Below are 21856 nucleotides of genomic sequence, written 5' to 3'. Positions count from 1 at the left end.
GGTAGCATGGAGAAATGAGCCTTGGCGACACCGAGAATCTGACCTCTGACCGAGGGCGGCTGGACAAGCGCCGGGCCATCGTGGAGGCGGCCCTCTTGGTGTTCGCCCGCGTCGGCTACGCCCAGGCGAGCCTCGACATGATCGCCGCCGAGGCGGGGGTGGCGAAGCCGACCATCTACAACCACCTCGGCTCCAAGGAGAACCTGTTCCGCCACGTCATGACCGAGACCGCGGCGCGGGCCAACGGCAAGACGATGGAGGTGCTGGAGTCCTTCCCCGGTGACGCCGACCGGCTGCGGCCCGGCCTCGAAGACGTCGCGGGCAAGCTGGTGGCCTGCTACGTCGACGAGCAGTCCCAGGCGGTCCGGCGGCTGCTCTACGCCGAGGCCGTGCGCTTCCCCGACCTGTTCGACCAGGTGCGGGCCAGCGGCCCCGACCAGTTCATCGAGGCGCTGGCCGGGCGGCTGGCACGGCTGGCCAACGCCGGCCACCTGCGCATCGACGATCCCGTCCGGGCGGCCAACCAGTTCATCGCCCTGGTCTACGAGGAGCTCCCGACGCTGAGCACGTTCGGCTCCCGCCCGCTCGACACCAAAGAGGCCGAGAAGGTCGCCGTCGCGGGGGTCGACACCTTCCTGCGCGCGTTCGGATCACAGGGCGGCTCATGAGGCGTACCGGAGCTTCGAGAACTCCCTGGTGAGGGCCACCCGCTGCGGGGCGAAACCGCCGTGGAGGCGGAGCACCGACAGCAGCGTCCACAGCCGGGTCTGCGCGAACGACGACGGCGCGCCGTGCACGTCGTCGTGCTCCAGCACCCGCACCCCCCTCACCCGCTCGCGCAGCAGGGCGGCGTCGGCGGGCGGGATGATCTCGTCGCGCAGGCTCGTCACGTGCGCGACCGGGATCCGCAGCGCCGACAGCTCCTCCGGGGGCAGCGCCCAGTCGTGGATCAGCGGGTAGACCTTGGCCGGGTCGACCCCGGTGAGGTGGGCCAGCGTCTCGGTGGTGACCCTCGGCACCCTCGCCTGCCAGGTCTCGTCGGTGAAGAAATGGTGAAGGGGCGCGCCCGCGCCCACGACGCCCCTGATCCGGTCGTCGTGCAGGGCGGCGCGCAGCGCGAGGTGGCCGCTGAAGCTCAGCGCCAGCAGATAGGTCCTGGACGTGTCGGCGCGGCCCTCGACCGCGTCGAGCAGGGCGGGGAAGAACCGCCAGGCGTCGGCGTCGTAGGCCACCGGGTTCTCCCCGACGCGGGGCATCTCGGTGACGATCCCGGCGAAGCCGAGCGCGTCGAGCTGCGGCAGTACCGCCGCCCACTGCTCCTTGACGGAGATGATGCCGCCGGTCAGCACCAGCAGCGGCCGGGGCTCGGGGGCGTCCAGGCCGACGGTCCAGCCGGGGGCCGGGCCCTCGAGCGGCCTGATCGCCGGGAAGCCCGCCCGCCAGCGGTCGAAGACGGCCCGGCTGCGCGCGGCGGCCTCCTGCCGCGCCGGGCCGTCCGCGTAGGGGAAGCGGGCCATGATGTAGTGCCCGTTCGCCTCCAGCAGGCGGTCTTCTCCGGCCAGCCGGTCGCCCTCGGCGCTCCATGCGCGCACCCAGGAGTCGTCGTCGTGGATGCGGCCGAGGACGGCGGCGGAGTGGTCGGGCGGCAGGCCCTGCGAGCGGGCGTGCGCGATCACGTAGTTCTTCAGTTCGTCCAGGTAGGTCACAGGTTCTCCAGGCTTTCTTTCACCTCGGTCAGCACGTCGGCGGCCTCGGCGCCGTCGATCACCCGGTGGTCGAACGACAGGCTGAGCCGCAGCACCGGGGCGACGGCGGGCGCGCCGTCCCGCACCACGACCCGGTCGACGATCCGGCCCACGCCGAAGGTGGTAGTGGTGCCGCCGACCGAGTGGAAAGAGTCGACGGCCCGGTGCCCGAGCGAGGTCACCGCGAAGGTGCCGGTCAGGTGGGGGCGCAGGGTCAGCGACCCGGCGGCCTTGCGGAACTTCCTGCGGCCCAGCGCCCACGGCGCGCGGTGCAGCCGCCGTACCCCCTCGAAGTCCTTGAGCTTCTCCGGGTCGCCGTGGCGCACCCGCGACAGGTGGGCGTCGATGTCGGCGATGGAGGCCTCGTGCAGGTTCGGCACGACGGTGCCGAGCACCACCCGCCGCCCGCCGAGCGTGCGGTCGAGGGTCACCTTGCCGCTGACGAACGGATAGCGGGCCACCTTCGGGCGGAGCCGTCCCTGGATCGCCGCGTTCGCCTCCGGGTGCTTGGCCAGCACCCGTCCGGCGGCGTGCAGGACGTAGGCGGTGATCGCGTGGCGGTGGACGGCGCGGTGCGCCAGCACGGCGGTCATGTCGACCTCGGTGTCGAGGAAGACGGGGGAGAAGTCCCTGATCACCTCCAGGAAGAACAGCGTGTGGCGGCGCTCCCGATACGGCTCGGTCACCTCGACGGCGGTCATGACGTGGTGGCCAGTTCGTAGACCGCGGCCAGGCTGGGGGCCTCCAGCACCCGGGCGAACGGCAGCGGCCGCCCCGTCTCGCGCTCCAGCAGCGTGCACAGCGTGAGCAGGTGCACCGAGTCCCACGCGTCGACCGTGTCCAGCGACCGGCCGAGGTCCTCCTCGGTGACCGGGAGGGCCAGCTGGTCGCGCAGCAGCGCGACGTACTCCTCGACGGTGATCATGATTCCTGTCCTCCGAATTCGGCGCTGAGGCGGATGTGCGGCACCGGTTCCGGCGGTCGGGTCAGGTCGTGCCGGAACTCGGCCCCCGCCTCGTCGGCGTGGACGGTGGCGAACCCCGCCCCCGGATAGAAGCCGGCCACCTTGCCGTTCTTGGCGGTACGCCGGTAGGAGGCCCGCACCTCGCGGACGGCCGCGCCGCGGGCGTCCGCCAGCACCGCGCCCAGCACGGCGTGTTCGATGCCGCGCCCGAACACCCGGCAGCTCAGCAGGAAGTTGTCCACCCGCAGGACTCCGCCGTCCCGGCTCAGCAGCACCGCGCCGACCAGCCCGTGCTCGCCGAATCTGTCGGCCGAGGCGATGGTGAGCACCTGGGCCCCTGAGTCCCCGGCGAGGTCGCGCACCTCGGCCGGGGACAGCCTGTGGGCGGTCAGGTTGAACTGGTTGGTGCGCAGGGTGATCTGGGAGACCCGGTCGAACTGGGCGGGCGCGGCGGGCGCGAGCGTCACCTCGATGCCGAGTTCGGCCAGGTAGCCATCGAGGGAGTCGAAACTCTCCAGGAAGCTCCGCCGGTCGCCCTCCTCGCGGTAGCGGGACGGCCGGGCCAGGTCTTCGGAGGTGAGCCGCGGCACGTCGAACCAGCCGTCCCGCAGCAGCGCCGCGACGTGCAGCGCCGGTTCGCCGGTGAGGTCGACCACGGCGACGCCGGGCAGTTCGCGGCGCACCAGGCCGCGCTCGAAGGAGCTGTCGTCGGCGAACACGAAGCTGTCGGCGCCCAGGTTGAGGTCGGCCGCCAGTTCGGCGAGGTTGTCGTGCTTGGGCCGCCAGTTGGCCCGCACCTGGACGAAGTCGCCCTCCCGCAGCGTCATCCCGGGATGGTCGCGCAGCACCCCGGCCACCGGCTCCGGATCGTTCTTGCTGACCGCCGCCAGCAGCACCCCTTGGGAGCCGAGCTGCCGGACCACCCGCTGGAACCGGGTGAACGCCTCGCCCCGGTAGCCCTCGGCTACCTCGATGCCCTCCGGCCCGGCCTCGCCGAGCACGCCGCCCCAGACGGTCTCGTCCAGGTCGAGCACGAGCACCTTCTTGGCCGGTCCGGTGGCCTGCCGGGCCAGGTGGGCGACCTCCCTGGCGTAACCGGCGAGCAGGTCGTCGGTCAGGTGGGCCTTGGCGTAGACGCTCTGCCGGGGGTCGCGGGCGCGGACCCCTTCGGCGAGCAGCGGGTCGAGGTCGACGACGGCCACCTCGGGGCGGTCGAACCGGAGCAGCCGCGCGTTGGCCTCCCGCCAGGCCGCGCCGAAAGCGGCCCGTTCGCGCCGGTCGAGGAGCTGCGCGGTCAGTTCGCGGGGCATAGGGAGGGTGTTGAGCACCAGCGTGGCCCCGCGCGCGGTCGCGGCGAAGGTCTCGGTGAGTTTCTCCAGCAGCGCGACCTTCGCGTCGAGCACCCGGATCGCGTCGTCGGCCCGCCAGGGCGCGGGCAGTTCGGCGGCGACGATCTCGGGGTCGAGCACGGCCAGCGCGAACGCCGGTCCCTCGGCCTTGGCGAGCGTCGTGTAGAGGTCGCTGTCGGGGTCGGCCAGGTCGCGGACCCAGGCGTCGAAGTCGGCGAGCGTGATCCCGGCCAGCAGGCCGTGCCTGGCCAGTTCCACCGACAGCGCCGGGCGCAGCGCGGCCAGGGTGCCGTGGCCGGTGACGTACAGAGAGACGAAGGGCGTGGCCGGATGGGCGGCGAGCACTTCAGCGGGGTCGAGCCGGGCCAGGAACCGACCGGCGCGCGGGAGCTCGTCGTCGGGCAGCTCCGCCAGCGATCCCCGCACCGACGGCCACTCCGCGGCCGATGGGAGGCCGGTCACGGCACGCCCCCTTCCAGCGCGAACCCGGCCTTGATCCACTTGCTCGACTCGATCGACACGCCGATCGCGCGCTCGCCGGGGGAGATCCCGGCCAGCGCCCGCTCCAGCTGCAGGAAGACGATGGCGTTGCCGCAGTTGCCCGCGTGGTCGACGACCGAGACCTCCCTGGCCGACGGCAGCGCCAGCCGGTCGGTGATCAGCCGGGTCATCCGGCCGGAGAGCTGCGGCGGCAGGACCAGATCGACGTCGCGGTCGGTCCAGCCGGCGGTGTTCAGCAGCTCGCGCAGCACGTCCTCGGTCATCTCGGGCACATACCGCTCGATCGCCTTGTAGTCCTCGGTCGCGGCCGGGCGGTCGTCGTCGCGGTCGGCCGGGCCGAACCACTCCAGCACCGCACCGGGCTCCCGGCCCAGGCCGACCAGGCGGGTGAACAGCGCCCTCACCTGCGCCGATCCGGGACCGGGGTCGGCCGACACCACGGCCGCGCCCGCCGCGTCGCCGAACAGCACATAGTTGACCAGTTCGGCCGGGGCCGCCCTGGTCAGGTCGCGGGTCACGTCGTAGAAGCGCGCGATCACGTCGCCGCCGAGCACCAGCACCGTGCGGGTCTCCCCGGCCAGCAGCAGCTGCCGGGCCAGGTCGAGCGCCTGGACGGCGCCCGAGCAGCCCGACTGGAGCTGGAAGGTGCGCACCTGGTCGATGCCGAGCCGGTCGGCCACCATGTTCACGGTCGCCGGCATCAGCCGGTCGGGGGTGGCGGTCGCCAGGACCACGGCGTCCACCTCGCCCGCCGTCACCCCCGCCGCCGCCAGGGCCCTGGCCCCGGCGTCGGCGGCCAGGTCGGTGAGGGTCGTGGTGACCTTGCCCGACTCCAGGTCCAGCGCGAGATGGCGGGCGGCGGTGCCGATGAACACCTCCACCCACTGCTCCCACAGCGCGTCCATGCCGAAGCGGCGGGCCAGCGCCGCGTTGTCGACGGGCGGTCCTGGCAGCGCCGAGGCGGCCGAGAGGATGTGCATCAGCCGGCGAGCAGGATGCGCGCCTCTGCCGAGGCCCGCACGCCGGTCATGCGCCAGGTGCGGAATCCGGTGAGGCCCTCGTATCTGCCGCCGGTGCCGGTGGCCGGGTAATAGACCCACTCGCTGGTGCGCACGTCGTTGAAGTCGGCCCAGCCCTCGGCGTGGATGGTGCCGTCGGTCAGGGTGATGTCCTCCGTGTAGTAGGTCATCAGGCCCCCGTCGCCGGGGCGCACATACTCGATCTTGAACGAGCCGTGCGAGGTGCCCAGCAGGTTGCCGTCCTCGTCGTAGATCTCGTCGTCGAAGGTGCCGACCTGTCCGATCTGCGGGTCGGCGACGGTGACGTCGTCGACCACCTTCACCACGATCTCCTTGGGGGAGCGGATCACGATCTGGTCGGACATGAGAGGTCCTCTCGGTTCAGTGGAGCGGGAAACGGGCCGGGGGCTCGCCCGCGATCAGGGGGAGACGGTCGCCCGCGTTCTCCGGCAGGGACGGTCCCGGCGGCGCCGGGAAGAACCGCTCCACCGGGTGACCCGACAGCACGGCCCAGAAGTCGTGCCGGGTCCACGTCCCGGTGTTGACCGGGTCGTTGTCGCGGAAGGTGTAGGGCGCGTACGCGCGGCGGGACGGGTCGGGCTGGGTGAAGCGGCCCCAGTAGCCGTTGTAGAGGTGGTCGTCCAGGACGTGCGCGCTGCGCAGGAGCTGGTAGGCGCCCAGGAAGCGCAGCGGGTTCGCGGCCGCGGCCGGGCCCTCGGCGGTCACCGCGCCGTGCGGGGTGTAGCGGTAGCGGGCCGTGATCTCGCCGTCGGCGCCGATCAGGGCCAGCACCGAGCCCTGGTGGTCGGTCACGATCCAGTGGTGGTCTCCCCCGGCGGTCACCAGGGCGAGCGGCAGGCCGCCGGGGGAGCGGACCAGGTCGGTGGGCGATCCGTCGTCCACGACGCGGAGCAGCCCGAGCTCTGACCAGGTCAGCACGTGGGTGACGGTCCGGCCGTCGAGGGTGGTCTCGGTGATCCGGCGGGGGGCGCGCTGGTCGAGGCCGTCGTAGGAGACGTCCACGACCTGGACGCCGCCGAACACGCCGGTGAGGGTCTGGTGGGTGGGGCTGTAGGCGAACGAGCCGGTCGGGTTGACCTCCTCGACGAAGTCGCCCGCGCCGTCGTAGGTGAACCCGGTGTCGCCGAAGCGGGTCACCTGCCCGGCCGCGTTCAGCGTGAAGGCCACCTGGCCCAGCCGGACCAGGTTGTTGGCGCGGTCGTAGGCGTAGTCCGTCTCACCCGCCCTGACCAGGCGGCCGAGCTCGTCGTAGGCGTAGCCGACGGTCCGGCCGTCGATCTCGGCGCTGCGCAGCAGGCCGCCGTCGTGGGTGTAGCGGGAGGCCAGCCGGGGTTCGCCGTCCGGGCCGCGCACGGTCAGCGCGGTGCGTCGGCCCGACGCGTCGAATTCGATCTCCTGTACGGCCACTCCCAGATCCACCCGGATCAGCCGCCCGGCGGCGTCATGGGTGAGGCGGGCGACGTGCCCGCCCGGGGTGGTGACCGTGGCCGGGCGGCCCCGGTCGTCGTAGGTGTACCGGGTGGTGCCGCCGGGAGTGGTGACCGCGAGCAGTTCGCCGTCGGGGGCGTGGTCGTAACGCAGCTCCTCGGCCGGTTCGCCGTCGGTGGTGCGGACGGCCCGGCTGATCCGGGGGCCCGCGCCGGTCGCGGTCCAGGTGTGGGCGTACGACCAGCCGGGGCCCGAACGGCGGGTGACCCGGCCGAGGCCGTCGTGGGAGAACGAGGCCAGGACGGTGCCGGTCGCCTCGTCGACGACCTCGGTCAGGCGTCCTGAGGGGTCGTGCCGGTAGCCCACCCGGCGGCCGTCGCCGTCGGTCACGCCGACGATCCGGGACAGGCCGTCGTAGGCGTACCGGATCGGGCCCAGCGGCGCGGGCGGGGTGACCGTGGTCAGGTTCCCGGCCGCGTCGTAGCCGAAGGAGGTGGTGTGGCCGTTGCCGTCGGTGACCGTCAGCGGGCGGCCGTGGATGGGATGGTAGGTGCGGATGTCCAGCGGCTCGGCCCGGCCGGGCACCAGGGCGCGGACCAGGCGGCCGTCGCCGTCGCGTTCGAGGATGAGCTCACGGCCCGCCGGGTCCCGCAGCACGGTGCGTTGCGCGGTGCCATTGTCCGGGCCGGTAAGCGGGCTGTATGTCGCGCCGCTCTCCTCACCGGTCGGCAGCCGGAGCACGGTCAGCCTGCCCTCGTCGTAGGCGCGGCCGAAGACGCCGCCGAGGGCGTCGGTCTCCTCTTCGAGGAGGTCCCAGGCCCAGCGCCGTCCGTCGCCGAGGGCGACCAATCGGCCCTTCTCGTCGAAGTCGTGGACGCTCACGCGCCCTGCGGCGTCGGTCACGGTCGTCCGGCCGGGGGAGTAGGCGAAGGTGAGGCGGCCCGTCCCCCAGTGGATCGCGGTCACCGCCCGCCCCTCGTAGGTGAAGGCCAGCACCCCGCCGGCGGGGTCCTCCAGGGCGGTCAGGCGGTCGTCGTCGTCCCAGCGGAACACGGTGATGCCGCCGGCGGCGTCGGTGTGCCGGACCGGGCGACCGGCCAGGTCATACAGGAACGTGGCGGCCTGCGCGCCCAGCGGGTCGACGATCTTCGTGATCAGGCCGCCGGTGTCGCGGTGCAGGGTGACGGTGCGGCCCTGGTCGTCCACGATGACGGGTTCGCCCGCCGGGCCCCGCACCGGCGCGGGACGCAGCCGCCAGCCGGGCCCGAGCCCGGCCTCCTCGCGGACGCCGCCCCGATACTCCCTGACCAGCCGCAGGTGGGCGCGGGTCCCGGCCACGACCAGGTCCAGCCAGCGCACGACCGGCGTGCCGTCGCGCAGATCGACGAGCACCTCGGCGGCGTCGCCGAGGGGGATGCGCCGTACCGAATGGCGGGCGTGGACGTCCCGGAGCGTGGACACAGGCGGCTCACCCTTCCTATCGGCCGGTTCGGCGAGCTCATCTTTGGCCGCGCTTCTAAAGCTGGGCTTAACGCCCCCAAAATCCGGTTCGCGGTATTTTGCGGGGATGTGTCGTGCCCGGTCAGAGGGCACCGGAGTCGCGACGCGGCATTTCCGGGCGGTGATCGAGGGGCATTCCGTTTGCGCCCAAATCAGGGAGACCGCGATGAGTGGGTATGCTTTACCCCTATTCCAGTAGGTTTTTTTGGGAAACCCTGGGGGGCTTTCGCGAAGATGACGGTCACCGCTCGTGCTCATGAGATCAGACACGTGGAGTTCGACCGCCTGACCCATCTTGTCCGGGCCGCGCCCGATCGCCACGGCCTGATCACCGAACTGACCGGCGACCCCGGAGCCGGTAAGTCCTGGCTGCTCGCCGGTCTCACCCGGGAGGCGCGCCGCGACGGCGTCACGGTGCTGTCGGGCCGCTGCTCGGAGGCGGGCGCCGAACAGCCCTTCCATCCGTTCCTGCACGCCCTGGCCACCTGGCGCGGGCCGGGAGGCCGCATCGTGCCCGCCGCCGCGGCGCTCATCGACGTGCTCGGGGTGGCAGGGGAAGGGGAGACCGCCTCGTTCGCCGCCCGCCACCAGCTCTTCGTCACGGTGCGCCGGGGCCTGGCCGACTGCCTGGCGACCGTGTCCGGCGACGTGGTGCTGCTCCTCGACGACTTCCACTGGGCCGACCCGCTCTCCATCGCGCTGCTGGAGATGCTCATCCGCCGTCCCGTCGACGGCCCGCTGGCCACCGTCGTCGCGCACCGTCCCCGCCAGTCGCCGGTGCGGCTGCGCTCGGTGCTCGACCTCGGCGGCGTCGCCTCGGTCGAGCTCGGCCCGCTGAGCCCCGGGCAGTCCGCCCGGCTGCTCGACGGCATCCTCGTCGAACCCTCCGCCTTCCAGGACCTGCACGACCATTCGATGGGCAACCCGCTCTACCTGACGGCGCTCGCCACCAACCCGGATGACGGCGGCCCGTGGGCGCGCGGCAGCGTCGGCGCCCGGCTGCTGGCCGAGACCGAACCGCTGCCGGCGGAGGCACGGCTGGTGCTCGACGCCGCGGCCGTGCTCGGCGACCTCTTCGACGCCGCCGGCGTGGCCGCCGTGGCCGCGGCGGCCACCGTGGCCGACCGCGACGCCGCCTGCCGGGTCCTGGCCGAACTCCGGCGCCGCGACCTGGTCAGGCCCGTCCCCGGGAGCCCCGGCAGGCTCACCTTCCGCCACCCGCTCGTCCGGCGGGCCCTGTACGGAGCCATCGACCCCTGCTGGCGGTCGGCGGCGCACGGCAGGGCCGTCCGGCACCTGTCGGCCACCGGCGCGCCGCCCGCCGAGGTGGCCCGGCACGCCGAACGGTCGAGCGCCGGGACCGGCTCCTCCGACGCCGGGCTCCTGATGGCCGCCGTCCACGACGCGCTGCGCCACGGCCGCCCGGCCGAGGCCGCCCACTGGACCAGCTCGGCGCTGCGGGTGCACCGCGCCCACGGCACCGAACCGGGCCCCGAGCTGTGGCGGCCGGTCGTCCGCGCGCTTGCGGCCGACGCGGACGCCGCCGGTGTGCGCGGCCTGGCCAGGGAGATCCTCGGCGGCCGGACCGGCGCCCGCTCCGTCGCGTTCCTCTCGTCGGTGACCGCCGCGCTCGGCGACGGAGGCGAGGCGCAGGCGCTCGTCCTGGCCGAACTGACCGGGCTGACCGCACGAGGCGACGCCGACCCGGCCGCCCGCGCGCTGCTGCACGTGCAGGCCCAGCTCGCCAAGGTACTGGCCGGCGAGACCCCGGCCCGCGCCGACGTCGAGGCGCTGGCCAGGGACGCCGCGCACGAGGACCGCGTCACCGGGGCGGGCCGGCTGGCCCTGCTCGGCATGTGCATGGTCATCGGCGGCGACATCTGCGGTGCCACCGAGCCGCTCCGCGCCGCCGCCCGCCTCCTCGACGGGCAGGAGGCCCCGGCCGGATCCCGGGAGGCCGCTCACCTGCTCGTCCTGGCCTGGGCCGAGGCCCTCCTCGGGTGGTACGACCAGGGCCGCGCCCACGCCGAACGCGCGCTGTCCGGCGCCCGCGAACGGGGCGAGGCGCACCTGATGGCCCCGCTGCTGGGCACCCTGAGCTACATCCTGTTCCACATGGGCCTGCCCGCCGACGCGCACACCGCCGCGCTGGAGGGGCGGTCCGTCGCGCACCGGATCGGCCGCGACGACCACGTCGGCCTGGCCGACGCGCTGATCGCCGCCTCCTGGGCCAGGCTCGGCCGCCCCACCCTGCCGAGCGCCCACGACGCCGACCGGGCCGCGTCCAGGACCCCGATCAACGCCCTGCTGTTCGCCGAGGCCGCGCTGGCGGGCGGCGAGCCGGGGCGCGCGGTCGCGCTGCTGCTCCCGTACGAACCGGGCGACCCGGTGCCCGAGCAGGTGCCGGAGCCGGTCCCCGTCTACGCGGCCTGGTGCTACGAGCTGCTGGCCGCCGCGAGCCTGCGCGCCGACGACGGGCCGCACGCCCGCGTCCAGCGCTGGGCCGAGGCCGCCGCCGACGCCGCGGTCGCCGTCGGCCTGCCGGAGGCCGGCGGGCACGCCATGCTCGCGAAGGGGCACGTGTTCGCGCACGCCCGCCGATGGGACCGGGCCGCCCGCTGCTACGAGGACGCGCTGGCCGTCCTGGGCGAGGGCACCCCGGGGGCGGCGCGGGCCCGGGATCTCGCCCGCGTGGCCGTCCAGAACGCGGTTCCCGGCCCGCAACCGGGCCTGACCTCACGGGAAAGGGAGGTCGCCGACCTGGCCGGTGAGGGGCTGAAGACCAAGGACATCGCCGAACGCCTGCGCATCAGCCCCCGCACGGTGGACGTCCACCTGAACCGCATCTACGCCAAGCTCGGCGTCAGCTCCCGGGCCGCGCTGGTGCGTTTGCTGAGCGTCGCGGATCCACCTGGACCAGGTCCGCGATAGCTCGGGGCCGGCTTCCGGGCGGCGCAGGTGCGCCTGCTCAGCGTCGCGGAACCGCCCGGATCAGGTCCGCGATGAGGCGGGCCGTGCCCGGCGGGTCGTCGGCGATGAAGAAGTGCCCGCCGGGGAACACCCGCAGGTCGAACGGCCCGGTCGTGTGGTGCCGCCAGGCCGCGACGTCCTCGACCGGCGCCTCCTCGTCCAGCTCGCCGGCGAAGGCCGTCACCGGGCAGGAGATCGGCGCGCCCGGCGTGTCCCGGTAGCCCGCCAGGGCCCGGTGGTCCCCGCGCAGCGCGGGCAGCACCAGCTCCAGCACGTCGGGGTCGGTGAGGCGGTCGGCGTCGGTGCCGCCCAGCGCCCGCACCCGCGCCAGGAGCGCGGCGTCGCCGGACGGCTCGGGAGAGGGCCGCCGCCGCGAGGGCGCCCGGCGGCCTGACAGGATCAGCCCGGCCGGGGCCGCGCCGGTGCGGCCCTCCAGCCGTACGGCCACCTCGTAGGCGAGCGACGCTCCCATGCTGTGCCCGAGGAACACACGTGGCCGCGCCACCGGTTCGCCGAGCGCCTCGGCCAGCCGGTCGGCCAGCTCGTGCAGATCGGTCACCGGCGGCTCGCGGTGGCGGTCCTGCCGCCCCGGATACTGCACCGCCAGCACCTCGACGCCGGGGGCCAGCAGCGCGGACAGCGGGAACCAGTAGGCCGCCGCGCCCCCGGCGTGGGGGAAGCAGACCAGCTCGGCCGTCGCGGCGGGGCCGACGTGATAGCGGCGCAGCCAGGTATCCGTGGTGGTCAACTGGCCGTGGCCAGGTCGATCGGGGCGTCCGAGGTCAGGATCGCGTGGTGCAGTCGGCGCAGCGCCTGGCAGGGCCGCACGCCGAGTTCGGCCTGCAGCACCCGCTGGGCCGTGCGGTAGACCCCCAGCGCGTCGGCTCGCCGCTCGGAGCGGTAGAGCGCCAGCATGAGGTGGCGGTAGAACGACTCCCGGAGCGGATACTGCGTGACCAGCCCGTTCAGCGGGCCGATCACCTCGCGGTGGCGTCCGAGCGCGGTCCGCGCCTCGATCGACAGTTCCAGGCAGTCGAGCCGCTCCTCCTCGGCCCACGCGGCGAACGCCGCCAGCACGGGGCCTTCGGGCGCCTGGTCGAGCACCGGCCCGCGCACCAGCCGCAGCGCCTCCTCGAACTGGGCCAGCGCCTCTTCGTACCGCCCGGTCTGCAGCAGGAGCCTGCCGTGCGCGACGGCGCGCTGGAAGTCGTCGACGTCGTATTCGGCGTCCCGCAGCCGCAGCACGTATCCGGAGGGCCGGGTGACGATCGCCTCGCCGGAACCGAGGAACTTGCGCAACTGGGAGATGTAGACGTGGAGCGCGGCGGAGGCGCGGGGCGGCGGCGACTCGCCCCACAACTCGGTGACGAGCTGGTCTTTGGTCGTGACCCGTTCCGCCCTGACGAGCAGGATGGCCAGGGTCGTCTCCATCTTCGGGGCGCTGAGGAAGTGGTACCCCCGGCCGTCGGAGACGCGGAGCGGCCCCAGCAGTTCGTAACGCATCGGCATGCGCTCCACACTGTGCGGCCGGGTCGCCCCGCACATCAGCGAAACTACGTAGATACCCTAATTTCCTACATTTTTTGTAGGGAAGATCGACCCGGGGTTGACAACCCCAAATACCTACTTGAATAGTAGTAAATATGAGCGCCCCCGGTACCGCCGTACTCAACCGCCTTCCCGGCCTGTCCCGACGCGTCTTCATCGGAAGCGCGGCCCTGACCGCCCTCCTCACCGCCTGCGGTACCGGGACCACGACCACCCAGACCCAGCCCGCGGCCCAGCCGGCGCAGGCGCCCAAGCGCGGCGGCCTGCTCAAGGCCGGGTCGCCCCCGCCGCCCACCGAGGTCGACCCCGTCACCATGTACGACGGCACCGCCATCGCCATCGTGCAACTGGTGGCCGACTACCTCATCTGGCTCGACAAGGACTTCACCCTCGTGCCGCGCCTGGCCGAGAAGTGGGAGACCACCGACGGCGGCAGGACCTGGACGTTCACCATCCGCCAGGGCGTCACGTTCTCCGACGGCACCCCGCTCGACGCCGACACCGTCAAGGCGTCGTTCGACCGCCTGCTCGACCCCGACTCCAAGTCGGCCGCCCTGTCGGCGTTCGACGGCGTGCTCAAGGAGGGCGGCGTCGCCGCCCCCGACGCGGGCACCGTGACGTTCACACTGGAGCGGACCTTCTCCGACTTCCCCTACCTCGTCTCGGCCGGCAACTACAACGCGCTGATCCTCAAGAAGGACTACGCGAGCGGCGGCGGCATCATCGGCACCGGACCCTTCACGCTGACCAAGTACGACGTGTCGACCGGCGCCTCCTTCGCCCGCAACCCGAAGTACTGGCAGGAGGGCCGACCCTTCCTCGACGGCGTGGAGATCAGGTTCTACGCCGACGACCAGGCCGACCTGCTCGCCCTGCAAAGTGGCGAGATCGACGCCCAGATCCTCAGCCGCCCGCAGCTCGTCGGGCCGCTGAAGGGAACCGGCGACATCGTGGTGGACCAGGTTCCCGGCACCGGCCTGACCGCCTTGACGCTCCGCACCGACCAGGCGCCGTTCGACCGCAAGGAGAACCGCCAGGCCGTCGCGTACGCACTGGACCGGCCCGGCGTGAACACCACCATCTACGACGGCGTCGGCGCGCTCGGCAACGACCACCTGTTCGCCGCGCTCTTCCCGGCCGCGCCTGCCGACATCCCCCAGCGGGCCAAGGACCCGGCCAAGGTCACCGAACTGCTCGGCGGCCAGCCGCTCAGCTTCGACCTGACCTTCGACCCGCCCGGCAAGGACCTCGCCCTCACCCTCCAGGCCCAGCTCAAGCAGGCGGGCATCGAGGTGAGGCTCGACCAGCGCACCTCGGCCGACTTCTACGGCGGCGACCAGGAGAAGGACACCCCGTGGCTGTTCACCTCCGCCAACCTGGTCGGCTGGGCGGGCCGCGCGGTGCCCAGCCAGTTCATCGTCCCGATGGTCATCAGCGACGGGATCTGGAACGGCTCCAAATACGCCAACCCGGCCCTCGACGCGGCGGCCCGCGCCTACGACGCGGCCACCACCGACGAGGAGCGCAGGACCCAGGCGGCGATCATCGCCGAGGCGCTGCACGAGGACGTCCCGGTGATCATCTCGGTGTGGTCGGGGACCGTGCGCGCCTACAACGGCAAGAAGGTCGCGGGAATCCAGGCCCACCCGTCCAGTTACGTCGACTTCAGCGAGGTCACGGTCCTGTGAGGGGCTACCTGCCGCGCCGCGCGGCCGGCTCTGCCGACTTCGGTGAGGTCACGGTCCGATGAGGGGCTTCCTGCTGCGCCGGGCCGCCACCGTGCCGCTCACGCTGCTCGGGGTGTCGCTGCTGGTGTTCGCCGCCACCGAGCTGGTGCCCGGCGACGTGGCGCGCACCATCCTCGGGCGTGAGGCGAGCCAGGCGTCGGTCGAGGCGCTGCGGGACCAGCTCGGCCTCGACCGGCCGTGGTTCCAGCGGTACGCCGACTGGCTGGGCGGCTTCCTCACCGGCGACTGGGGACAGTCGTACACGCTCGGGGTCCCCGTCCACGACCTGGTGGTCGGCCGTCTCGGGCACTCGCTGCTGCTGGCCGGGGTCGCGTTCGCGGTGCTCGCGCCGGTCGCGGTGAGCCTGGGGCTCTGGGCCGGAGTGCGGCACGACCGGGCCGCCGACCGGGTGATCAGCGTCGGCGGGCTGGCCTTCGGCGCGGTGCCCGAGTTCGTCACCGGGGTGATCCTGCTGGTGGTGTTCGCGGTGAACCTGCGCTGGTTCCCCTCCGGCGCGCAGGCCCCCGAGGGGGCGGGGCCGCTGACCGTCCTGTGGCATCTGGCGCTTCCCGCGCTGTCGCTGGTGCTGCTGTGCACCGGTTACGTCGCCCGGCACGTGCGGGCCGGCGCCGTCGCCTCGGTGGAGAGCGCCTACGCGCGGGCCGCCGAGCTGCGCGGGCTCACACGCGGCCAGGTGGTGCGGCGGCACGTGCTGCGCAACTCCACGGTGCCGGCGGCGAGCGCGCTGGGCGTGCAGCTCCAGTTCCTGCTCGGCGGGCTGGTGTCGGTGGAGCTGCTGTTCGCCTATCCCGGCATCGGGGCGCTGCTGCTCCAGTCGGCCGTGGACAAGGACCTGCCGGTGCTCCAGGCGGCGGCGCTGGTGCTCGGGGTGCTGTACATGGTGATCGTGCTGGGCGCCGACGTGGCCTACCGGCTGCTCGACCCCAGGGTCCGGCTCGGGGCGGTGGCGTCGTGAGTGCGGCGGGCGCGACCGTCGTCCGGGCAGTCACCCGGACCCGCGGACGGTTCCGGGTCGCGCTGGGCGTCGGCGTGGCGCTCATCGCGGCTTGGACCGTCGTCGCGATCTTCTGGCCGGGGCTCGCGCCCTTCGACCCCGAGGCGCAGGATCCGCTCTCCCGGTTCCTCGCGCCGGGCGGGGCCCACCTGCTGGGCACCGACCAGTTCGGGCGGGACGTCTTCTCGCGGATGCTGGCCGGCGCGCGGCCGGTGCTCCAGGTGGCGCCGTTCGCGACCGTGCTGGGCGTGCTGCTCGGCACGGCCGTCGGGCTGGCCGCCGGGACGCTGGGCGGGATCGTCGACGAGATCGTCATGCGTGTCCTCGACGCCGTCGCGATCTTCCCCGCGGTCATCGCGACCGTGCTGTTCGTGGCGCTGGCGGGCCGGTCGGTGACGGTGATGGTGCTGGTCATCGCGGGCGCGTTCACCCCGATCGTGGCCCGGAGCGTGCGGGCGGCGACCCTGGTCGAACGCGAGAAGGCCTACGTCGAGGCGGCCCGGCTCAGGGGCGGCTCGACGATCCGGGAGATCCTGCCCAACATCGGCCCGACCGTCCTGGTGGAGGCCACCTCCCGGTTCGGCGACGCGATCTTCGCGGCGGCCACCCTGTCGTTCCTCGGCCTCGGCCAGCCGCCCGGTTCGCCCGACTGGGGCGCGTCGGTGTCGGACAACCGGCTCTGGCTGACCAACGCCCCCTGGACGGTGCTCGCCCCCGCCCTGGCCATCGCCTCCCTGGTGATCGGCATCGCGCTGACCGCCGACGCCCTGCGCGGCCGGCGGGAGCAGCGATGATCGCCGTGGAGGGCCTGTCGGTCGCCTACCAGGGCGTGGACGTCGTCCACGACGTGTCGTTCACGGTCGCGGCGGGCCGCACCTACGGGCTGGTGGGGGAGTCGGGCAGCGGCAAGACCACGCTGGGCCGGGCCCTCGGCCGCTTCGGCGGAGACGTCACCGCCGGCCGGATCGACGTCGACGGGACCGACGTGCTCGCCCTGTCACCCAAGGACCTGCGCGCCTGGCGGGCGGCGTCGCTGGCGGTCGTCCACCAGGAGGCGGGCGCGGCGCTCGACCCGACGATGCGGGTCGGCGCGCAACTCGCCGAGGCCCTGCGCATCCAGGGCCGCCCGCGCGGCGACGTGACCGAACTGCTGGACAAGGTCCGGCTGCCGGGCGAGGCGGCCCGCCGCTACCCGCACCAGCTCTCCGGCGGCCAGCAGCAGCGCGTCGTCATCGCCGCCGCGCTGGCCGGCCGCCCGAAACTGCTCATCCTGGACGAACCCACCAGCGGCCTGGACGCCACCGTCGAACGCGAGATCCTCGACCTCATCTGGGAACTGCGCGCCGAGATCGGCGCGGCCGTCGTGCTGATCAGCCACGACCTGGCCCTGGTCGGCCGCCTCTGCGACGACGTCGGCGTCCTCCACGAGGGCCGCCTCGTCGAGGAGGGCCCGGCCGCCCGGGTGCTCTCGCTGCCGCGGCACCCGTACACGAGACTCCTGATCGACAGCGCGCCCCGGATCACCCAGAAGCGCGGGCGCGAGGTCCCGCCACTGCTGGAGGTCAGGGGCCTGACCAGGTCGTACGGGAAAACCAGGGTTTTGGACGACGTCTCGCTCACCATCGGCCGGGGCGAGATCGTCGGCCTGGTGGGGGAGTCGGGCAGCGGCAAGACCACCCTCGCCCGCGCCGTCGCGGGCCTCGGCCACCGGGGCGGCGGAGTCATCACCCTCGACGGCGCCGAACTGCCCACGCGGGTCGGCCGCCGCGACCCCTCCACCCGGCGGCGTATCTCCATGGTGTTCCAGGACCCCGACGCCTCCCTCAACCCGTCCCACACCGTGCGCACGATCCTGGCCCGCGCCCTCGGCGGCTTCGAGGGAGTGGAGGAGCTGGCCACGCTCGCCGCGCTGGAACCCCACCTGCTCGACCGGCGCCCCCATCGGCTGTCGGGCGGGCAGAAGCAGCGCGTCGCCATCGCCCGCGCGTTCGCCGGGCGGCCCGACCTGATCGTCTGCGACGAGCCGGTCTCGGCGCTGGACGTCAGCGTGCAGGCCGGGGTGCTGCGCACGCTCGCCGACCGGCAGGCCCTCACCGGGGTCTCCTACCTGTTCATCTCCCACGACCTGGCCGTGGTCTCCCAGCTCGCCGACCGCGTCGCGGTCATGAGCGGCGGCCGGATCGTCGAAGAAGGGCCCGCCGACCAGATCCTGTGCGAGCCCCGCCACCCGTACACGATCGGTCTCCTGCGGGCGGCCGGTCACGAGCCCTCTCAACGGAGGCGTCATGTCCACTGAAGTAGCCGAGCGGGAGTTCACCTCGCTCGCCGGAATCGCGGCGCAGCTCGGCATCCGGCCCCCGGGGCCGCGCCACATCCAGCGGCGCTGGGTGAGCATCGTCGAGGGCGGTCACGTGAGCGGCCTGACCTGGGGAAAGCCGTCACATGACCTGGTGCTGCTGCACGAGGCCGGCCGCAGCGCCCGGCAGTGGGACCGCCTGCTGCTGTCTCTGGGCCGCCCCGCGCTCGCCGTCGACCTGCCGGGCCACGGCCGCTCCGACCGGCGCGGCAACAACAACTACGTCCCCCGCCGTCTGGCCGGCCCGGTCGCCGAGGCGATCCGCTCTTTCGCCCCCGGCCGCAAGACCGTCGCCGGGGCAGGACTCGGCGCGCTGACCGCCATCGCCCTGTCCATCCGCCATCCCGAGCTGATCGGACGGCTGGTCCTCATCGACACGCTGCCAGGGACGCTCGGCGCGCTGCCGCCGTACAAGACCCACTCCTCACCCGACGAGGCCCGCGCCTGGCTGGAGGAACACCGGCCCGGCACCGACGACGACGTGCGCACCGAACTGCTCCGCGAGGCCGACGGCCACTGGGTGTGGCGGCACCAGCTCCCCGTCCAGCCCGACCTCGACGACGACACGCTGTGGGCGCCGCTGGCGACCGTGCAGGCCCCCGTCGTCCTGGTCCGCGGCCCCCACCTCGACGACGCCGCCGTCGAGAGATTCACCTCCCGCGTGCCCGGCGCCCACGTGACCACCGATCTGCACACGACCCTCGGAGGAACCCAGTGACCGTCGTCGACTTATCGCTCGCCCTGAGCGACGAAGCCCCGCAGGACCTGCTCGACTCCGTCCGCGAAGCCGCCACGCGCATCGGCATCATCCAGGTGGTCAACCACGGCGTCGCGCCGGAACTGATCGACGACTTCCACGACCGCGTCGGCGCGGTCCTCGAACAGCCGCGCGCGGAGAAGGCGAAGCTGGCCAGCCCCACCGGCCACCCCTACCGAGGCTGGCGCCAGTGGCCCGACGACCTCGGCCGCCTGGAGCTGGAGCGCTTCAACATCGGCCAGTTCGACTCGGTGGAGGAGGCCGTCGCCGCGGGCCTCCCGGAGGAGTACGCCCAGCTCTACAAGCACCCCATCGTATGGCCCGAGGGCCTGCGCGAGGTCGCCCGCGCCTACCACGACGCCTCGGTCGGCGTCGCGGAGAAGGTCCTGGCCCTGTACGCCAAGGTCCTCGGCGTGCCGGTGGAGACCTTCCCTCTGACGGGCCGCCCCTACTACACGAGCTTCGTCGTCAACGACTACCCCACCTGGCCGGTCGACCAGGAGGACGACGACAAACTGCTCCTCCTGGAGCACGCCGACGGCTCGGCCCTGACGGTCCTGCACCAGCGCGGCGACTACGCCGGCCTCCAGGGCCAGGCCCCCGACGGCAGCTGGATCCCGATCCCGATCGTGCCCGGCGCGCTCCAGGTCTTCTCCGGCCACATCCTGGCCAAGTGGACCAACGACCACCTGCGTGCCGGCCGCCACCGCGTCGTCGCCGGGGGCACGGTGACGCGGCGCTCGACCGGCGTGTTCTGGCACCCGTCTCTCGACACGGTCATCGAGCCGCTGCCCCCGTTCGTCGGCGACGACGGCACCGACTACGAGCCGTCGCTGCTGTGGGACCGGGCGAAGAACTCGGTCGAGGACTACCTCCAGGTCTTCGGCCGCCCCGACCAGATCGCCGCCTGGCGCGAGGGCCGCCCCTACGTGGCCGAACTGGCGGACGCCTGATGCCCTACGACGGGACCTTCAACTGGGAGCCGAGCCGCCGCTGGGTCCGCGGCGTCAGGGGCGGCACCACGGTCGTCGACAGCAAGGCCCCCGTGCTCGTCTGGGGCCCCGACCATCCCGTTCCCGCTTACGCCTTCCCGATCTCGGATGTTTCCGGGCTGACCGGCGCGTCCGATCTGACCGTCGAAGGGGAGACCTCGGCGGGCGTGGTGTCCACCTATCCGGAACTGCCCGATCACGTGTCGATCGCCTGGTTCCGCTACGAGGGGACGGTCCTCGACCACTGGTACGAGGAAGAGGAGGAGATCTTCGTGCACCCTCGCGACCCGTACAAGCGGGTCGACCCCATCCCCAGCTCACGCCACGTCCGCGTGGAGATCGGCGGCCGTGTGGTCGCCGACACCCGAAACCCCGTTCTCCTGTACGAGACGGGCCTGCCCACCCGCTACTACGTGCCACCCGGCGACGTTGACTTCGCACTGCTGGAGCCGACCGACAGTGGCACGCGGTGCCCGTACAAGGGTGAGGCGTCCTACTGGTCGCTGCGCGAACCCGTCGAGGGCGTGCCTGCCGACGTGGCGTGGGCCTACCACGACCCGATTCCGGCGGCGGCGGGGATCAAGGACCACGTGGCGTTCTACAACGAGTTCGTCGACATCATCGTGGACGGCGTGAAGGAGGACCGGCCGGAAACGGTGTTCAGCAAGCGCTAGACGGTACACGCGAAAAAGGCGACAGCCGTCGGCCGTCGCCTTCTTCGGACGGGTTAGCGGAGTGGGGCGGTAAAGGGGCGGTTCTCGCCGGTGAAGCGGACCAGCGGGTTACCGGAGCGCTCGAAGAAGACCTTCCCCTGCGGGCTGCGGACCTTCAGGAAGTCCAGGTTCCAGTTGTCACCGCCGAAGCCGCCGCCGAACGTGGTCGTCAACGTCAGCCGGGCGAACCGGGCGGGCGGCGCGGGCGTGGTCAGGGGGATGCGGACCGTCTGGGTGTGCCGGTCGATCCACCGCGCCCCCCGGTTGAGGTTGGGCACCACGACGGGAGGCCGTCCGTCGATGTGGATGGTCGCGTTGACGTTGTCGTTGCCGCCGCGCAGGTCGTCGCCGCGCGTCCCCAGTTCCAGGATCAGCTCGTTGACCGCGTCGGGAGCAGGCGCGGGCGGGTTCGTGAAGGCCGGGGGGTTGCGCGGCCGGTAGCGGGTGTCGACGAAGTAGGTGCGCCAGACCTTCTCCGGGTGCTCCAGATAGGTGTACGTGTGCGCCGACGGCTGCGGCACCAAGGTCGTGATCTGGCCGGGGAAGTTCGGGTCCAGCACGAAGATCTTCAGGTCGGTCTGGTGCGGGCCGAGGTCACCGGCGTACCGCCCGAGGTCGTAGCCGACGGCGATGACCTGGTGGTGCGGGCCGAGCGGGTTCCCCGTCGGCTTGAACAGGCCGAGCGGCACCGGCCGTCCGGCGTCGATGTTCTCGCGCAGTTCCTGGAGGCGGCCGCCGTTGAAGCCCTGGAGGCCCCAGTTGAAGAACTCGGCGTTGCGCCACCCGAACGGGTTGAAGGTCAGCTCGGTCCACTTGTCGAGGTTCGGCGTGATGGACTCGATCTGCCGGTCGAAGATGTAGCGGTGCAGCGCCGAGCCGTTCGGCGGCAGGGTGTTCTGGGTGGGGATCGGCCGGTTGTGGAAGAAGTGGTCGAGGGCCGCGTACGACCAGCCGCCGCACAGACCGCCGAACCGCACCTCGGCGATCGGCTGGGTCTGGAACTGGTTGTCGAACGCGAAACCGTGCCTGGCCTCGTCGAACGAGGTCATCCGGCGGCCGACGTCGGCGGGGGAGACACACCGGTGGTCGCCGGTGGCGTGGGCCTGCGCCCACACCTTTCCGTCGGGGCACGGCCCGGCCGCGACGGCCGGCTGCGAGGTGAGGGCGGCCAGGCCGAGGGTGAGGCCGGCGAGTGCGGCGAAGGCCGTCAGGCGGCGCCGATCGGTGCGGGTCATGTCGATTGCTCCCTTG

19 protein-coding genes are annotated in these 21856 nt (G+C 73.0%); 9 read left to right on the top strand and 10 right to left on the bottom strand.

Going from position 1 to position 21856, the window contains the following annotated elements; translation table 11 throughout:
- The first annotated feature begins 14 nt into the window (after nt 1–14).
- Entirely contained in the window at nt 15–668 is a 654-nt protein-coding gene (locus AW272_RS12105) for a TetR/AcrR family transcriptional regulator (RefSeq protein ID WP_066363840.1), read from the top strand.
- Here the strand turns inward: AW272_RS12105 and AW272_RS12100 are convergent.
- Genes AW272_RS12100 through AW272_RS41965 form a run of 7 tightly spaced genes read right to left on the bottom strand, consistent with a single transcriptional unit; the run spans nt 663 to nt 8488 of the window.
- Nucleotides 663–1706 carry an alpha/beta fold hydrolase gene (locus AW272_RS12100; RefSeq protein ID WP_066363839.1) on the bottom strand — a complete coding sequence of 348 codons (1044 nt, stop codon included), beginning with the start codon at nt 1704–1706 and terminating at the stop codon, nt 663–665. The two genes, AW272_RS12105 and AW272_RS12100, sit on opposite strands and share 6 nt — an antisense overlap.
- Nucleotides 1703–2446, bottom strand: a complete 744-nt coding sequence (locus tag AW272_RS12095) for a 2-oxo acid dehydrogenase subunit E2 (RefSeq protein WP_066363838.1) — start codon at nt 2444–2446, stop codon at nt 1703–1705. The genes AW272_RS12100 and AW272_RS12095 overlap by 4 nt, the downstream gene beginning before the upstream one ends.
- A complete protein-coding gene (locus AW272_RS12090; RefSeq protein ID WP_066363836.1) occupies nt 2443–2670 on the bottom strand; it encodes an acyl carrier protein in 228 nt (75 codons plus the stop codon). Before AW272_RS12090 ends, AW272_RS12095 begins: the two co-directional genes overlap by 4 nt.
- A complete protein-coding gene (locus tag AW272_RS12085) occupies nt 2667–4520 on the bottom strand; it encodes an HAD-IIIC family phosphatase (protein ID WP_157518497.1) in 1854 nt (617 codons plus the stop codon). The genes AW272_RS12090 and AW272_RS12085 overlap by 4 nt, the downstream gene beginning before the upstream one ends.
- Complete coding sequence (locus AW272_RS12080; protein ID WP_066363833.1) at nt 4517–5539, bottom strand: 3-oxoacyl-ACP synthase III family protein; 1023 nt, start codon at nt 5537–5539, stop codon at nt 4517–4519. Before AW272_RS12080 ends, AW272_RS12085 begins: the two co-directional genes overlap by 4 nt.
- Nucleotides 5539–5943 carry an allene oxide cyclase barrel-like domain-containing protein gene (locus AW272_RS12075; protein WP_066363831.1) on the bottom strand — a complete coding sequence of 135 codons (405 nt, stop codon included), beginning with the start codon at nt 5941–5943 and terminating at the stop codon, nt 5539–5541. The genes AW272_RS12080 and AW272_RS12075 overlap by 1 nt, the downstream gene beginning before the upstream one ends.
- 16 nt (nt 5944–5959) lie before the next feature.
- Nucleotides 5960–8488 (bottom strand): RHS repeat domain-containing protein, encoded by a 2529-nt coding sequence (locus tag AW272_RS41965; RefSeq protein WP_066363829.1) that lies wholly within the window; start codon nt 8486–8488, stop codon nt 5960–5962.
- A gap of 309 nt (nt 8489–8797) precedes the next feature.
- On the opposite strand from AW272_RS41965, the gene AW272_RS41960 reads away from it, so the two are divergent.
- Complete coding sequence (locus AW272_RS41960; RefSeq protein ID WP_169807535.1) at nt 8798–11458, top strand: ATP-binding protein; 2661 nt, start codon at nt 8798–8800, stop codon at nt 11456–11458.
- Between the two features lie 37 nt (nt 11459–11495).
- On the opposite strand, the gene AW272_RS12060 is transcribed toward AW272_RS41960, so the two are convergent.
- Together AW272_RS12060 and AW272_RS12055 are read right to left on the bottom strand one after the other, a co-directional pair.
- A complete protein-coding gene (locus tag AW272_RS12060; RefSeq protein ID WP_066363826.1) occupies nt 11496–12245 on the bottom strand; it encodes a thioesterase II family protein in 750 nt (249 codons plus the stop codon).
- Nucleotides 12242–13006 (bottom strand): AfsR/SARP family transcriptional regulator, encoded by a 765-nt coding sequence (locus AW272_RS12055; protein ID WP_218010865.1) that lies wholly within the window; start codon nt 13004–13006, stop codon nt 12242–12244. The genes AW272_RS12060 and AW272_RS12055 overlap by 4 nt, the downstream gene beginning before the upstream one ends.
- Nucleotides 13007–13140: 134 nt before the next feature.
- Between AW272_RS12055 and AW272_RS12050 the strand changes: the two genes are divergently transcribed.
- Genes AW272_RS12050 through AW272_RS12020 form a run of 7 tightly spaced genes read left to right on the top strand, consistent with a single transcriptional unit; the run spans nt 13141 to nt 20566 of the window.
- On the top strand, nt 13141–14733 hold the full coding sequence (locus tag AW272_RS12050; RefSeq protein WP_066363824.1) for an ABC transporter substrate-binding protein: 1593 nt from the start codon (nt 13141–13143) through the stop codon (nt 14731–14733).
- Nucleotides 14734–14791: 58 nt separating this feature from the next.
- Nucleotides 14792–15748 (top strand): ABC transporter permease, encoded by a 957-nt coding sequence (locus AW272_RS12045; RefSeq protein ID WP_066363822.1) that lies wholly within the window; start codon nt 14792–14794, stop codon nt 15746–15748.
- A complete protein-coding gene (locus AW272_RS12040; RefSeq protein ID WP_083958231.1) occupies nt 15745–16581 on the top strand; it encodes an ABC transporter permease in 837 nt (278 codons plus the stop codon). The genes AW272_RS12045 and AW272_RS12040 overlap by 4 nt, the downstream gene beginning before the upstream one ends.
- Complete coding sequence (locus AW272_RS12035) at nt 16578–18083, top strand: dipeptide ABC transporter ATP-binding protein (protein WP_066363821.1); 1506 nt, start codon at nt 16578–16580, stop codon at nt 18081–18083. Before AW272_RS12040 ends, AW272_RS12035 begins: the two co-directional genes overlap by 4 nt.
- Complete coding sequence (locus tag AW272_RS12030; protein WP_066363818.1) at nt 18073–18861, top strand: alpha/beta fold hydrolase; 789 nt, start codon at nt 18073–18075, stop codon at nt 18859–18861. The genes AW272_RS12035 and AW272_RS12030 overlap by 11 nt, the downstream gene beginning before the upstream one ends.
- Entirely contained in the window at nt 18858–19853 is a 996-nt protein-coding gene (locus AW272_RS12025) for a 2-oxoglutarate and iron-dependent oxygenase domain-containing protein (protein WP_169807534.1), read from the top strand. Before AW272_RS12030 ends, AW272_RS12025 begins: the two co-directional genes overlap by 4 nt.
- Nucleotides 19853–20566 carry a DUF427 domain-containing protein gene (locus AW272_RS12020; protein ID WP_066363816.1) on the top strand — a complete coding sequence of 238 codons (714 nt, stop codon included), beginning with the start codon at nt 19853–19855 and terminating at the stop codon, nt 20564–20566. The genes AW272_RS12025 and AW272_RS12020 overlap by 1 nt, the downstream gene beginning before the upstream one ends.
- 53 nt (nt 20567–20619) lie before the next feature.
- Here the strand turns inward: AW272_RS12020 and AW272_RS12015 are convergent, their stop codons facing one another.
- Nucleotides 20620–21840: a hypothetical protein gene (locus tag AW272_RS12015; protein WP_066363814.1), complete on the bottom strand. Its 1221-nt coding sequence runs from the start codon at nt 21838–21840 to the stop codon at nt 20620–20622.
- Nucleotides 21841–21856 lie beyond the last annotated feature (16 nt).

It is taken from the genome of Herbidospora mongoliensis, assembly GCF_001570545.1.
Classification (GTDB): domain Bacteria; phylum Actinomycetota; class Actinomycetes; order Streptosporangiales; family Streptosporangiaceae; genus Herbidospora; species Herbidospora mongoliensis.
The sequence above is the reverse complement of the archived record's forward strand: the minus strand, read 5'-3'. Positions and strand labels throughout refer to the sequence as shown.

What these genes read in the sequence shown, in the direction of transcription:
- AW272_RS12105 (WP_066363840.1), top strand. Translation starts at nt 15, where the DNA reads ATGAGCCTTGGCGACACCGAGAATCTGACCTCTGACCGAGGGCGGCTG.
- AW272_RS12095 (WP_066363838.1), bottom strand. Translation starts at nt 2,446, where the DNA reads ATGACCGCCGTCGAGGTGACCGAGCCGTATCGGGAGCGCCGCCACACG.
- AW272_RS12090 (WP_066363836.1), bottom strand. Translation starts at nt 2,670, where the DNA reads ATGATCACCGTCGAGGAGTACGTCGCGCTGCTGCGCGACCAGCTGGCC.
- AW272_RS12080 (WP_066363833.1), bottom strand. Translation starts at nt 5,539, where the DNA reads ATGCACATCCTCTCGGCCGCCTCGGCGCTGCCAGGACCGCCCGTCGAC.
- AW272_RS12075 (WP_066363831.1), bottom strand. Translation starts at nt 5,943, where the DNA reads ATGTCCGACCAGATCGTGATCCGCTCCCCCAAGGAGATCGTGGTGAAG.
- AW272_RS12055 (WP_218010865.1), bottom strand. Translation starts at nt 13,006, where the DNA reads ATGCCGATGCGTTACGAACTGCTGGGGCCGCTCCGCGTCTCCGACGGC.
- AW272_RS12050 (WP_066363824.1), top strand. Translation starts at nt 13,141, where the DNA reads ATGAGCGCCCCCGGTACCGCCGTACTCAACCGCCTTCCCGGCCTGTCC.
- AW272_RS12045 (WP_066363822.1), top strand. Translation starts at nt 14,792, where the DNA reads ATGAGGGGCTTCCTGCTGCGCCGGGCCGCCACCGTGCCGCTCACGCTG.
- AW272_RS12035 (WP_066363821.1), top strand. Translation starts at nt 16,578, where the DNA reads ATGATCGCCGTGGAGGGCCTGTCGGTCGCCTACCAGGGCGTGGACGTC.
- AW272_RS12030 (WP_066363818.1), top strand. Translation starts at nt 18,073, where the DNA reads ATGTCCACTGAAGTAGCCGAGCGGGAGTTCACCTCGCTCGCCGGAATC.
- AW272_RS12020 (WP_066363816.1), top strand. Translation starts at nt 19,853, where the DNA reads ATGCCCTACGACGGGACCTTCAACTGGGAGCCGAGCCGCCGCTGGGTC.
- AW272_RS12015 (WP_066363814.1), bottom strand. Translation starts at nt 21,840, where the DNA reads ATGACCCGCACCGATCGGCGCCGCCTGACGGCCTTCGCCGCACTCGCC.